Below are 12,350 nucleotides of genomic sequence, written 5' to 3'. Positions count from 1 at the left end.
CCCCAGGTCGGGTACCGGCCGCCTCAGGCGGTGGCGGCGTCGCGGGCGCTCCGGCGCGCCTTCGGGTCCTTGGGGCTGCGGGGCGCGTCCGGGCGCATCGCGATCATCCGCTCGCCGATCTCCTGGAGCTGGTTACGGCCGAGCGCCTCGCGGACCTTCGGGAACCATTCCTGCTCCTCCTCCTCGACGTGATGCTCGACGTTCTCGATGAGCACCGTGGTCTTGGCGACGAACCGCTCGTCGGCGGCGTCCAGGTCGGCGAGCTCGGCGCAGAGCAGGTCGGCGACGTGGTGCTCCTCGTACGACTCGAGGATGTCGTCCGCCAGGTCGGGCAGGAGCTCGCGGACCTGCGGGTACATCACCTCGTTCTCGAGGTAGGTGTGCACGGTGAGTGCCTCGATGATCCGGGTCACCAGCTCCTGCCGCCGGGCGGCGGGGCCGTCCGCCGCCTTCTCGAACTCGCGGAACAGGCGGCGCATCTGTTTGTGGTCCTCTTTGAGCAGGACGATCGCGTCGGTGGACACCGGCACCTCCTTGTAGGTCGGCTTTGTCGGTGATCCACTACCCCCGGCCTGAGCTGGAAAAACGGACGGGGCCCGGCGACACGTCGCCGGGCCCCGCGATAGATGGTGCTACCGCTACTTCACTTCACCACGTTGAACGCGTCGACCATGCCGGCGCCGTAGAACGCGTTACGCGCCGTCCCGCCCGAGCAGTACGACGGGCCGATGTTGTGGGGCAGCGTGGCCGGCGGAACCGGCACCGGCCAGTTCGGCACCGGGTCGTAAACGCCCGCCGGGCAGGGCTGCGCCACCGCCGTACGCTCCAGGAACGACGACAGCGCACTCGGGGTCATCCCGGGGTGTGCCGACAGCGCCAGCGCCGCAACACCCGTGACGTGCGGGCCGGACATCGACGTGCCCTGCTTGTAGCCCCACCCGTTGGTCCGGGTGGCGGTGTTGAAGGTCGTCGACAGGATGCCGTCGGCGAGCGTCGACCGCGCACCCTGGGTGCGGAACCGGGTGTCACCACCCGGGGCCGTCACGTCGACCACGCCCAGACCGTACGACGAGTAGTAGCTCTTCTGCCCGGTCGGGCCGACCGCCGCGACGGTGACCACGCCCGGCGCCTCGGCCGGCAGGTCGAGGCAGGCGCTGTTGAGGTCCTCGCGAGGCGTGGGCTCCTGCGGCGCCGGCAGGTTGTTCGGGCTGTCGTAGTCGGTGTTCTTGTGGGCCAGGTCGTAGTTCGAGTTACCCGCGGACGCGATGTTGAGCACGCCCTTGCTCTGCGAGTAACGGATGGCCCGCTGCACGGCCTGCCATACCGGGCGCTGGCGTGCGTCGTTGCGGCAGTTCAACTCCCACGGGTCGATGAAGTAGCTGTTGTTGGTCAGCTGCATCCCGTGGTCGGCGGCCCAGACGAACCCGCAGACCGCGGCCTCCGGGTAGATGAAGCCGTCGTTGTTGACCACCTTGACGGCGGCGACCTTGACGCCCGGCGCGATGCCGGTCACGCCGACGCCGTTGACGGCGGCGGCGATGGTGCCGGCCACGTGGGTGCCGTGGTCGCTGCTGGTCGGGTTCCACGCCGCCTCGGTGGTGTCGACGACACCGCCCAGGCAGGACGTGCTCTTGTCCTTGGCGATCTGGGTCGCCAGGTCCGGGTGGGTGCTGGAGATACCGCTGTCCAGCACGCCGACGACGACGTTCGGGCTGCCGGTGGTGATCGCGTGGGCCTGCGGGACGTGGATCATGTTCATGTCCCACTGCTCGCCGTAGCGCGGCTCCTTGGTCGGGTCGCCGGTGGCGCTGGCGACGTCGGCCGCGGACGCCTCGACGGTCTCGCTGTCATCGAGGGCGGTGCCCAGGCCGGCGGTGGACGCCACCGACTCGACGCCCGCGCCCGCCACCTGGGTGGCGAAGTTCGGGTTGGTCGAGCGGACGACGAGCACGCCGATCTGGTCGTAGGTGGCCACGACGGTGCCGTTGGCGGACGCCACGCGGGCGGCGGCCTGGTTGGTGTTGGCGCCCTGCGGGGCGAGGACCAGATACGAGGTCTCCGGTCCGGCGGCCGCCGCCGGAGCCAGCCCGCCGGTGAGGGCGAGGCCGACGGCGAGCGTCATGGCGGACGCGGCGGCCAGTGTCTTGCGACGGAGGTTCTTCACACAGACTCCCAGGGGGCCGATCCGGCCGAGCCCCACTCCCTGGCGGGAAGCGGGCCGGCGGAAAACGAGCAGGTCGCTCGCTTTCGAGGGATCAGCGTAGGGATTTGGTGTGGTGTTACACACACCCGAACGGACGAACAACAACCGTCAGACGGTGGCCAACGGGCACGGGGCCTCAGACCGGCTCGGCATGGACCTCGTCCTCCCGGGTCGGGCGCGCGCCCTGCCGGCGCAGGTGGGCGACGTCGTTGAACACTTCCGGCGTCAACCGGCCGGCCCGGTGGGTCGACCAGCCGGTGACCGAGCAGTTGGCGATCACCTGCTGGCGGGTCAACGCCAGCAGTTCCTTCTCGGTCATCCCCTCCACGAGGTAGCGGAGCAGGAAGACCAGCGCGTCGTGGCCGAAGAGCAGCACCCGCTGGCCGGCGTGGTCGCGGCGCAGGTCGCCGAGGAGGGCGCGCAGCCGCAGCGCGACGTCGGTCCAGGACTCGCCGCCGGGCGGCCGGTAGTAGAAATTGCCCAGCCGGGCCCGGCGTTCCGCCTCGGCCGGGTAGCGGGAACGCACCCCGTGCGGGGTGAGCCCGTCGAGGATGCCCAGGTCGCGATCGCGCAGCCGCTCGTCCCGGCTGACCGGTACACCGGTGCCGGCGAGGGCAAGCTCGGCGGTCCGCACCGCACGCAGGTACGGCGACACCACCGCGACCTCCGGGCGGTGGCCCGCCGGCAGTCCGGCCAGCCAACGGCCGGTCGCCCGGGCCTGCTCCTCGCCGGTGGCCGACAGCGGCACGTCGGCGTCCCGGTGGGTGAGGTCGATCAGTTCGGCGCCGGACGCCTCGGCGGCGGTCGCCGCGACGTTCGCCGTGCTCTCGCCATGCCGGACGATCCAGAGGGCTGCGAGTTCCGCCATGCGGCCTCCGGTACCCGGGGCCCGCTGCGGGTAACCGTGCCGGTAGTGGCCGCCGGGCCGGCGGGACGAGGCGTGAACCGCGCCGGGACGGGTAAGCGCGGTGCTCCGAAAGCCGACACACGGGGAGGTGTGCCGTGGCGACCATGGTTCGAGAGCCGATGAGCCCGGTGAAGGACAAGAACTACGACCTGATCCACGCGGTGCAGATGTCACTGCAGCACATCTGGCAGATGGAGACGTACATCGCCGATGCGGAGGATCGGGGCGACACCGAGCTGGCGACCTGGTTCCGGAAGATCCAGGAGAACAATCGCAAGGCCGGCGACCAGGGCAAGAAGATGCTCATGAGCCGGCTCCAGAAGGAGAACGGCTGAGCCGTACCCGACGGCCGGGCGGGCACGTGCCCGTCCGGCCGTGGCGTGTCCTCCTGCCGACCGGAACGGGACTGTGCACCGTGGCATCGACCGGGCAGAATGTCGTCCGGCGTACCGGGGCGGGCCCGGTCCGCGGGGGAGGACGGCGCATGTCGACGGTCATCAAGGGGCTACGGGAAGCCCTGGTGCTCTTCGTGATCGCGGTGGTGGTGATCGGTGTCGCGGTCGGCGTCTGGGTCGGGGTCAGCGGCGGCGAGTTCACCCACCGGCTCGGCGTGGCGTTCATGCTGGTCGGTGCGCTGCTCGGGATGACCGGTGACCTGACGTTGAGCCGGATCGGCATGCTGCCGGCGCGGTCCGCCTTCGGTCTCGCGCCGGAGCGGGAGGACGGGGGCGGCGGACGGGTGCTCACCGGGATCGGCATCTTCCTCTTCGTCTCCGTGCCGCTGATCGCCGTCGGCGTCCTGCTCATCACCTGACGACATTCCCGCGTGGTGCGCCGCCGCGTCGTACGGTGTGAGGCGTGGCGACCGCGGCGGCCGAGGAGATCCTGGTGGGGGAGCGGCTGGTCCGCGTCTCCAGCCCCGACAAGCCGTACTTCCCGGAACGCGGGCTGACCAAGCTGGACGTGGTCAGCTACTTCCTCGCCGTCGGCGACGGCATCCTGCGCGCCCTGCGTGACCGGCCGACCATGCTGGAGCGCTGGCCGCGCGGGGTGTTCGAGGGCGCGAAGATCGCCACCCGGCAGAGCAACAAGGGTGACGCGTTCTACCAGAAGCGGCTGCCGGCGGGCGCGCCCGACTGGGTGCACACCGCGCACATCACCTTTCCCAGTGGCCGCACCGCCGACGAGGTCGCGCCGACCGAACTGGCCGTGGTGGCCTGGGCGGCCAACCTGGGCACCCTGCGCTTCCACCCGTGGCCGGTGTCGAAGGCCGACGTGGAACACCCCGACCAGCTCCGGATCGACCTCGACCCGATGCCCGGGGTGGACTTCGCCCAGGTGGTGCCGGTCGCCCACGAGGTACGGGCGTTCCTCGACGAGCTGGGCCTGGTCGGTTACCCGAAGACGACCGGCGGCCGGGGCATCCACGTCTACCTGTCCATCGAGCCCCGGTGGAGCTTCGGCGACTGCCGCCGGGCGGTGCTGGCCCTCGGCCGGGAGATGCAGCGCCGGCTGCCCGACCTGGTCACCACCACCTGGTGGCGGGAGCAGCGGGACCGGCCGGTCTTCGTCGACTACAACCAGATGGCCCGCGACCACACCATGACCTCGGCGTACTCGATCCGGCCCACCCCGCAGGCCCTGGTCTCCGCGCCGCTGGACTGGTCGGAGCTGGACGACGCGCGGCCGGAGGACTTCGACGTGGTCAGCCTGCCGCCCCGGTTCGCCGAGCGGGGCGACCCGCACGCCGGCCTGGACGAGCGGCGCTTCTCCCTCGAACCGCTGCTGGAACTGGCCGATCGGGAAGGGCTGGAGTCCCCGCCGGAGCGGTGACTCACGGCCAGGGGGTCTGTGTCCCGTCGAACTCCCCGAAGACCAGCCAGGTGCGCGTCGACAGCACCCCGGCGATGCTCTGCACCCGGTCGAGCACCACGTCCCGCAGGGTGGCGTTGTCCGGCGCGCGGACCAGGGCCAGCACGTCGTGCTCGCCGCTGAGCAGCGCCGCGTGCTCGATGTAGCGGACCTGGGCCAGCTCGGCCGACACCTCGCGCCAGGTGTTCTGCTCGATGGTCAGCGCGATGTACGCCGACGTGCCCAGCCCGGCGGGCTCCGGGGCGACCCGCGCCTGGAACCCGGTGACCACCCCGTCGCGGACCAGCCGCTCCAGCCGGGCGTACGCGTTGGTGCGTGAGACGTGCACCCGTTCGGCCAGCGTACGGATGGACAGCCGACCGTCGCGGACCAGTTCGTGCAGGATCCGCCGGTCCACCTCGTCGAGCGGCCCGGCCGAACGTCCCGTTCCGCCCGCCGTGCCCGGTGTGGTGCCGGTCTCCTGGCTCATGAAGCCCTCATTCCAATGCCATTCGTCCCGCGTTCATCCGCGATGTTGAGTCAATCATCCGACAGCAGGAGCATAGGGCCACCACACGTCCAGGAGGTCCCCGCCGTGACGACCACACCCCAGGCGGTCCGCAGGGCATCCCCCCGCACCCGCCGGCCGGCCACCCCGGCCGCCCCCGATCCGTCGGCCGGCCTGCTGCCGACCACCGAGCCGGTCCGACTGCTGAACCCGGACGGCACCCCGCTGCCGGCCCGGGACGACTACCCGGAGCCGCCGGTCGACGCGTTGCGGGAGATGTACCGCCGGATGGCCGTCGGCCGCCGCTTCGACGTGCAGGCCACCGCGCTGACCAAGCAGGGCCGCCTGGCCGTCTACCCGTCCTCGCGCGGGCAGGAGGCGTGCCAGGTCGGCGGGGTCCTCGCCCTGCGGGACACCGACTGGGTCTTCCCGACCTACCGCGAGTCGATGGCGCTGACCTCCCGGGGCATCGACCCGGTCGAGGTGCTCACCCTGCTGCGCGGCGACTGGCACTGCGGTTACGACCCGGCCGCCACGCACACTGCGCCGCAGTGCACCCCGCTGGCCACCCAGTGCGTGCACGCTGCCGGCCTGGCGTACGGCGAGTCGTACCAGGGGCGGGACACCGTGGCGCTGGCCTTCATCGGGGACGGTGCCACCAGCGAGGGCGACTTCCACGAGGGGGTCAACTTCGCCGCCGTCTTCAAGGCTCCGGTGGTCTACTTCGTGCAGAACAACAAGTACGCGATCAGCGTCCCGCTGTCCCGGCAGACCGCCGCGCCGAGCCTGGCGTACAAGGGCGTCGGCTACGGCGTGCCCAGCGAGCAGGTCGACGGCAACGACCCGGTGGCCGTCCTCGCGGTGCTCACCCGCGCGGTCGAGCACGCCCGGTCCGGCAAGGGCCCGTTCCTGGTCGAGGCGCACACCTACCGGATGGAGCCGCACACCAACGCCGACGACGCCACCCGCTACCGGGACGCCGAGGAGGTCGAGGCGTGGCGGGACCGCGACCCGATCGCCCGGCTGGAGGCGTACCTGCGCAGCCGGGAGGCGCTGGACGACGCCGCGGTCGCGGCGATCGCCGAGGAGGCCGAGGCGTACGCCGCCGCGCTGCGCGACCGGATGAACGCCCAGCCGGCGGTCGACCCGCTCAGCCTGTTCGAGCACGTGTACGCGGAGCCGACCCCGCAGCTGGTCGAGCAGCGCGAGCAGGTCCGCGCCGAGCTGGCCGCCGCCCGGGACGAGCAGGGGGACGCCTGATGGCCACCATGACCATGGCGAAGGCGCTCAACGCCGCGCTCGCCGACGCGCTGCTCGACGACGAGCGGGTGGTCGTCTTCGGCGAGGACGTCGGCCAGCTCGGCGGCGTCTTCCGGATCACCGACGGGCTCCAGGCCCGGTTCGGCGACAAGCGCTGCTTCGACACCCCGCTCGCCGAGGCCGGCATCGTCGGATTCGCCGTCGGCCTGGCCATGTCCGGCCTGCGGCCGGTGGTCGAGATGCAGTTCGACGCGTTCGCGTACCCGGCGTTCGAGCAGATCGCCTCGCACGTGGCGAAGCTGCGCAACCGCACCCGGGGCGCGCTCAGCGTGCCGATCGTCATCCGCGTCCCGTACGCCGGCGGCATCGGCGGCGTGGAGCACCACTGCGACTCGTCCGAGGCGTACTACGCGCACACCCCCGGCCTGAAGGTGGTCACCCCGGCCACCGTCGAGGACGCGTACTCGCTGCTGCGCGAGGCGATCGACGACCCGGACCCGGTCGTGTTCATGGAGCCGAAGAAGCTCTACTTCTCCAGCGCCGAGGCGGAGCTGCCGGCCCGTACCGCGCCGTTCGGCAAGGCCGTCGTCCGCCGCGCCGGCACCGACGCCACCCTCGTCGCGTACGGCCCGGCCGTGCCGGTCGCGCTCGAGGCGGCCGAGGCCGCCCGCGAGGAGGGCTGGGACCTGGAGGTCGTCGACGTGCGCACCATCGTGCCGTTCGACGACGCCACGGTCACCGCCTCGGTGCGCCGGACCGGCCGGTGCGTGGTGATCCAGGAGGCGCAGGGCTTCGCCGGAGTCGGCGCGGAGATCGCCGCCCGGGTGCAGGAGCGCTGCTTCCACGCCCTGCACGCCCCGGTGCTGCGGGTGTCCGGCCTGGACATCCCGTACCCGGCGCCGATGCTGGAGCACACCCACCTGCCCTCGGTGGACCGGGTGCTGGACACCGTCGCCCGGCTGCAGTGGGACGACCAGCCGGACACAAAGTGGGTGGCGGCATGACCACCGCGACCGGAACCCGGGACTTCCTCCTGCCGGACCTGGGCGAGGGGCTGAGCGAGGCGGAGATCGTCGAGTGGCGGGTCGCCGTCGGCGACGTGGTCAGCGTCGACCAGACCGTGGTCGAGGTGGAGACCGCCAAGGCCGTGGTCGACGTGCCCTGCCCGTACGCCGGACGGGTCGTCGCCCTGCACGGCGCGGCGGGTGAGGTCCGCCCGGTGGGCCAGCCGCTGATCACCATCGCCCCGCTCGACGGCGGGGACGACCCGCACGCCACCTACCGGGAGGAGGAGCGCGCCGGCTCCGGCAACGTCCTCATCGGATACGGCACCGGCCACGGCGGTGCCGGCCGCCGCCGGCGGCGCCCCCGCCTGGCGCTAGCCCCGGACCCCGGTACTCCGGCGCAGGCGGTCCCGGCCGGGGCGGACGCCGCGGCCGTCCCGGCGGCGCCCGCCCCGACGGAGGCCACCGGCGGCACCGGGTCGCCCGCCCAGGGCGCGCCGGCCCCCCTGGTCATCTCGCCGATCGTGCGGCGGCTCGCGAAGGAGCGCGGTGTCGACCTGGCGTCGCTGCGCGGCACCGGGCCCGGCGGGGTGATCCGCCGCGCCGACGTGGAGGCGGCCCTGGACGCCCCGGCGGCCCGACTCGCCGCCGTGCCCGACGCGCACGTCGGGCTTGCCCCCGACGGTGACGTGGTCATCCCGCTCACCGGCATCCGCAAGGCGATCGCCGACAAGCTCTCCCGCAGCCGGCGGGAGATCCCCGAGGTGACCATCTGGGTGGACGTGGACGCCACCGGGCTGCTGGCGACCCGGGCCGCGATCAACGCCGCCACCCCGGACGCGCCGGTCAGCATCCTGGCCCTGCTGGCCCGGATCTGCCTCAGCGGCCTGCGGAGGTATCCGCAGCTGAACGCACACGTGGACACCGAGGGGCAGCGGATCGTCCAGTCGGCCGGGGTGCACCTGGGCATCGCCGCGCAGACCGACCGGGGCCTGGTCGTCCCGGTGCTGCGCGACGCCCAGCGGCTGACCACCCGCGAGCTGGCCGCCGCCCTGGCGGAGACCACCGCCGCCGCCCGGGCCGGCACCCTGCCCCCGGCCCGGTTGACCGGCGGCACCTTCACGCTGAACAACTACGGGGTGTTCGGCGTGGACGGCTCCACCCCGATCATCAACCACCCGGAGGCCGCGCTGCTCGGCGTCGGTCGGATCGTGGACAAGCCCTGGGTGGTCGACGGGCAGTTGGCGGTCCGCAAGGTCACCCAGCTCAGCCTGACCTTCGACCACCGGGTCTGCGACGGCGGGGTGGCCGGCGGGTTCCTGCGGCACGTGGCGGACTGCGTCGAGCAGCCCGCCCTGCTGGTGGCGAACGTCTGAGCCCTCCCGCCTGGCCCCGGCCCCCGCCAGGGGGCCGGGGCCGCGTCGTTTCTCCTGCTCGGGACCGGGAAAGCGGGCCGGGTCGTCGAGGGGGAGGAGACGGATGGCGTACCCGAGCATGCCCTCCGTCGCCGGAGTGCGTCCCTACCCGGTCGCCGGCGCGCCGCTGCTCTGCAACGCCCACGAGCACGGCCTGACCGGGGACGGCACGACCAACGACCAGCCAGCGTTCGCCGCGCTGGTGGACCGGCTGGGGGACGCGTACGCCGCCGACGGGCGGGCCCGGGTGATCTACTGCCCGCCCGGCGTCTACTCGATCCGGGACGCCGGCACGGTGTGGCGCGCCGGCGTCTCGCTGGTCGGGGCCGGTCCCGGGGCGACCCGCTTCGTGCTGAGCAACTCCGGCAACCGGGCCGACCCGACCCCGCTGGCCTTTCACACCGCCGCGCTGCACGGGGCGGACCGGGAACGGCACCTGGCGTACTGCACCTTCGCCGACTTCGAGATCGACGGCTCCGGGGTGGCCTCGGCCGAGTACAACCCGCTCGCCAAGGGGCTGGCCCTGCAGTACGTGGTCCGGGGCGTGTTCCGCAACCTGTACATCCACCACACCGCGGCGAGCGGCCTGGGCTGCGACTTCCTGCAGGACAGCCTGATCGACGGGGTGCTGGTGGTGGGCTGCGGCCGGCTGGACAACGGCACCGAGATGGGCGGCGCCGGGATCGGGATCGGCATCGGCGGGTGGGGCAGCGTCGAGCGGCTGAACATCGTCAACTGCTCGGCGGTCGGCAACGCCACCAACGGCATCTTCCTCGAGCTGCAGCAGGCCGGTGAGCTGCGGCCGCGGGGCATCCGGATCATCGGTTGCCACGCCCAGGGCAACCGGTTCGGCATCTCCGACTGGGGTGCCAACGGGGCGATCGTCTCCGCCTGCACGATGACCGGCAACCTGGAGGCGGGCTTCCACGTCTCGGCCAAGGGCACCACCCACTCAGCCGGGCGGGGCGGCATCGTGACCGACTGCGTGATCGACGGGAACATGCGGGACGGGATCAGCATCGGCAACACCCCCGGGCCGTACACCATCCGGGGCAACCGGATCAGCGGCAACGGTCGGTACGGCTACCACCAGCGCAGCCTGGGCGGCGAGGAGCAGGCGCACGCGCGGGAGATCGTGCTGGAGAGCAACGACTTCTACGACAACAGCCTCGACGCCATCCGGATCGACCGACCGATCGACGACGCGATCATCGTGAACAACCGGATCCGGGGCAACGGCCGGCAGTGCGGCCCCGCCGAGCGCGGCGGCGGCGACTCGGTGCGGTACAGCGAGAAGCAGGTGGTCGACCGCCGGGCGACCTGGCAGCCCGACGAGCACCGGGGCAAGGTGGTCCGGGTCGGCGACCGGATCGCCGTGGTGGCGGCGAACGACTCCGCCACGCTGAGCCTCGCCCCGATCCGGCCGGACGCCCACACCGGCTGGAGCGCGGACACTCCCGTGCCCGGCACCTCGTACGAGCTGCCGGCGGCGCCGCCGACCCGGGCCGGCATCACGGTGAACGCGGCCCTCGACTCGGCCAGCATCCGGGGCAACCGGATCTGGGACAGGCGGCACCCGCAGGCGCAGACCCACGGGCTCTGGATCACCGGACGGGGCAGCTGCGTGGACTGCCGGATCGAGGACAACGACCTCGCCGGCAACGCGGAGGGACCCATCCGGTTGGACAGGTCGCCGACCGGCGGTCGCTGGGAACGCAACCACGGCACCGACGACCCGGGCTGAACCGGTCGTCCCGTCCGGTCCGGCGCAGCGGCCGCACCACGTGACGCAGACCCCTTTCCGTGTCGGCGATTCCCACTTCCGTACGTCCGAATCGAAAACGAACTCGGTGCCCCGAGCAATTTCTCCGAATAGGCCTCGGCGTCGCCTGGCGTCGACAGAATGTGAGTCAAGGGGGAGTGGAAATGGGGTGTGGAATATGGATGTGAGGCGGCGATTGACGCTGTTGGCGGTAACCATCGCGGCCACACCGTTGGTGATCGGCGGGTGCACCGCCGGCCAGAGAGAGGCCGTGAAGGGCGGCCACGGCAAGCAGGCGTCCGCGCCGTCGGTGACCCTGACCCCGGCGCAGGGAACGAAGGACGTGCCGGTCAGCGCCGAGGTTGGGGCGAAGGTCGACCGCGGGAAGATCACCGCGGTCAAGCTGACCGACGACAAGGGCCAGCCGGTGCCGGCCGGGCCGCGGGAGGACGGGTCGAGTTGGGTGCCAGACGCGCCGCTGAAGAATTCCCGGACGTACACGGCGGAGGTGACCGCGACCGGCGATTCCGGGCGGACGACCACGCAGAAGACGACGTTCACCACGATGGCGAAATCCACCAAACAGGCCATCAAGAGCGAACTCTATTTCACCGCCGATCAGACGTACGGGACGGCGATGCCGGTGGTCGTCGCGTTCGATCCGCCAATTCCCAAAGAGGCCAGGGCGGACGTGCAACGCCGGTTGTTCGTGAAGACCGACCCGCCGCAGCCGGGCACCTGGTCGTGGGAGTCGGACGGCAAGCAGGTCGAATACCGGGCGCCCGACTTCTGGAAGACCGGTACGAAGATCAGCGTGCGCAGCGCCCTGGAGGGGCTGCCGATCGGCAAGGACGCCATCGGTGACGCCGACCACAGCGCGACCTCCAAGGTCGGCCGGCAGGTCTCGCTCGACATCGACAACGCCACCAAGCAGATGTCCGTCTACCAGGACGGCAAGCTGCTCCGCAAGATCCCGGTGAGCCTCGGCAAGGAGAGCACGCCCAGCTCCAGCGGCACGATGGTGATCATGGAGAAGTTCGACCGGACCACCTTCGACACCCGGGGCGACCCGAACGGCGGCTACGTGGTCGACGTGGACGACGCCCAGCGGCTCACCTGGGGCGGCGAGTTCATCCACTCGGCACCGTGGTCGGAGGGGGAGCAGGGCTACACCAACACCTCGCACGGGTGCGCCAACGTCTCCGCCGCCGCCGCGGACTGGCTGATGGGCATCACCCAGGTCGGTGACCTGGTCACCGTCAAGGGCACCGAGGTGAAGCTGGATCAGGGCAACGGCTTCACGGCCTGGAACGTCGGCTGGGACGAGTTCGCCAAGGGCAGCGCGCTGCCGGTCCCGGCCGGGCTCAAGCCCACGCAGAGCGCGGTGCCGCACCCCGGCGCGGTGGCCGGCGGATCGCCCGCCCCCGCCCCGTCGCCGAG

General features: G+C 72.2%; 12 protein-coding genes. 8 read left to right on the top strand and 4 right to left on the bottom strand.

The window, feature by feature from the left end:
* Positions 1 to 23 precede the first annotated feature (23 nt).
* The 3 genes from ONA70_RS10230 to ONA70_RS10220 all read right to left on the bottom strand — a co-directional run bounded on the left by ONA70_RS10230 (position 24) and on the right by ONA70_RS10220 (position 3,071).
* Positions 24 to 524, bottom strand: a complete 501-nt coding sequence (locus tag ONA70_RS10230) for a hemerythrin domain-containing protein (RefSeq protein ID WP_265006122.1) — start codon at positions 522 to 524, stop codon at positions 24 to 26.
* Positions 525 to 643: 119 nt separating this feature from the next.
* Positions 644 to 2,164 (bottom strand): S8 family peptidase, encoded by a 1,521-nt coding sequence (locus tag ONA70_RS10225; RefSeq protein ID WP_265006121.1) that lies wholly within the window; start codon positions 2,162 to 2,164, stop codon positions 644 to 646.
* Positions 2,165 to 2,339: 175 nt separating this feature from the next.
* The gene (locus tag ONA70_RS10220) at positions 2,340 to 3,071 is read right to left on the bottom strand and encodes a histidine phosphatase family protein (RefSeq protein ID WP_265006120.1); all 732 of its coding nucleotides are present in this window, start codon (positions 3,069 to 3,071) and stop codon (positions 2,340 to 2,342) included.
* A 143-nt stretch (positions 3,072 to 3,214) separates the two neighbouring features.
* Between ONA70_RS10220 and ONA70_RS10215 the strand changes: the two genes are divergently transcribed.
* From ONA70_RS10215 to ONA70_RS10205, 3 genes are all read left to right on the top strand, one after another.
* Entirely contained in the window at positions 3,215 to 3,445 is a 231-nt protein-coding gene (locus ONA70_RS10215) for a hypothetical protein (protein WP_265006146.1), read from the top strand.
* A 149-nt stretch (positions 3,446 to 3,594) separates the two neighbouring features.
* Complete coding sequence (locus ONA70_RS10210) at positions 3,595 to 3,924, top strand: hypothetical protein (protein ID WP_265006119.1); 330 nt, start codon at positions 3,595 to 3,597, stop codon at positions 3,922 to 3,924.
* A 44-nt stretch (positions 3,925 to 3,968) separates the two neighbouring features.
* Entirely contained in the window at positions 3,969 to 4,943 is a 975-nt protein-coding gene (locus tag ONA70_RS10205; protein WP_265006118.1) for a DNA polymerase domain-containing protein, read from the top strand.
* 1 nt (position 4,944) lies between these two features.
* On the opposite strand, the gene ONA70_RS10200 is transcribed toward ONA70_RS10205, so the two are convergent.
* Positions 4,945 to 5,451 carry an Lrp/AsnC family transcriptional regulator gene (locus ONA70_RS10200; RefSeq protein ID WP_265006117.1) on the bottom strand — a complete coding sequence of 169 codons (507 nt, stop codon included), beginning with the start codon at positions 5,449 to 5,451 and terminating at the stop codon, positions 4,945 to 4,947.
* A 72-nt stretch (positions 5,452 to 5,523) separates the two neighbouring features.
* On the opposite strand from ONA70_RS10200, the gene pdhA reads away from it, so the two are divergent.
* The 5 genes from pdhA to ONA70_RS10175 all read left to right on the top strand — a co-directional run.
* Complete coding sequence (pdhA, locus tag ONA70_RS10195; protein WP_265006145.1) at positions 5,524 to 6,729, top strand: pyruvate dehydrogenase (acetyl-transferring) E1 component subunit alpha; 1,206 nt, start codon at positions 5,524 to 5,526, stop codon at positions 6,727 to 6,729.
* Positions 6,729 to 7,733: an alpha-ketoacid dehydrogenase subunit beta gene (locus ONA70_RS10190; RefSeq protein WP_265006116.1), complete on the top strand. Its 1,005-nt coding sequence runs from the start codon at positions 6,729 to 6,731 to the stop codon at positions 7,731 to 7,733. Before pdhA ends, ONA70_RS10190 begins: the two co-directional genes overlap by 1 nt.
* Positions 7,730 to 9,109: a dihydrolipoamide acetyltransferase family protein gene (locus ONA70_RS10185; protein ID WP_406601177.1), complete on the top strand. Its 1,380-nt coding sequence runs from the start codon at positions 7,730 to 7,732 to the stop codon at positions 9,107 to 9,109. The genes ONA70_RS10190 and ONA70_RS10185 overlap by 4 nt, the downstream gene beginning before the upstream one ends.
* A 103-nt stretch (positions 9,110 to 9,212) precedes the next feature.
* On the top strand, positions 9,213 to 10,892 hold the full coding sequence (locus ONA70_RS10180) for a right-handed parallel beta-helix repeat-containing protein (protein ID WP_265006114.1): 1,680 nt from the start codon (positions 9,213 to 9,215) through the stop codon (positions 10,890 to 10,892).
* 196 nt (positions 10,893 to 11,088) lie between these two features.
* Positions 11,089 to 12,350, top strand: a 1,262-nt coding sequence (locus ONA70_RS10175) for a L,D-transpeptidase (RefSeq protein ID WP_265006113.1), incomplete at its 3' end; no start/stop codon positions are given.

The sequence above is a fragment of the Micromonospora yasonensis genome (genome assembly GCF_026013475.1).
GTDB classification, from domain to species: domain Bacteria; phylum Actinomycetota; class Actinomycetes; order Mycobacteriales; family Micromonosporaceae; genus Micromonospora; species Micromonospora yasonensis.
This window is presented reverse-complemented; position numbering and strand designations above follow the sequence as displayed.

What these genes read in the sequence shown, in the direction of transcription:
- ONA70_RS10220 (WP_265006120.1), bottom strand. Translation starts at nt 3,071, where the DNA reads ATGGCGGAACTCGCAGCCCTCTGGATCGTCCGGCATGGCGAGAGCACG.
- ONA70_RS10215 (WP_265006146.1), top strand. Translation starts at nt 3,215, where the DNA reads ATGGTTCGAGAGCCGATGAGCCCGGTGAAGGACAAGAACTACGACCTG.
- ONA70_RS10210 (WP_265006119.1), top strand. Translation starts at nt 3,595, where the DNA reads ATGTCGACGGTCATCAAGGGGCTACGGGAAGCCCTGGTGCTCTTCGTG.
- ONA70_RS10200 (WP_265006117.1), bottom strand. Translation starts at nt 5,451, where the DNA reads ATGAGCCAGGAGACCGGCACCACACCGGGCACGGCGGGCGGAACGGGA.
- ONA70_RS10190 (WP_265006116.1), top strand. Translation starts at nt 6,729, where the DNA reads ATGGCCACCATGACCATGGCGAAGGCGCTCAACGCCGCGCTCGCCGAC.
- ONA70_RS10185 (WP_406601177.1), top strand. Translation starts at nt 7,730, where the DNA reads ATGACCACCGCGACCGGAACCCGGGACTTCCTCCTGCCGGACCTGGGC.
- ONA70_RS10180 (WP_265006114.1), top strand. Translation starts at nt 9,213, where the DNA reads ATGGCGTACCCGAGCATGCCCTCCGTCGCCGGAGTGCGTCCCTACCCG.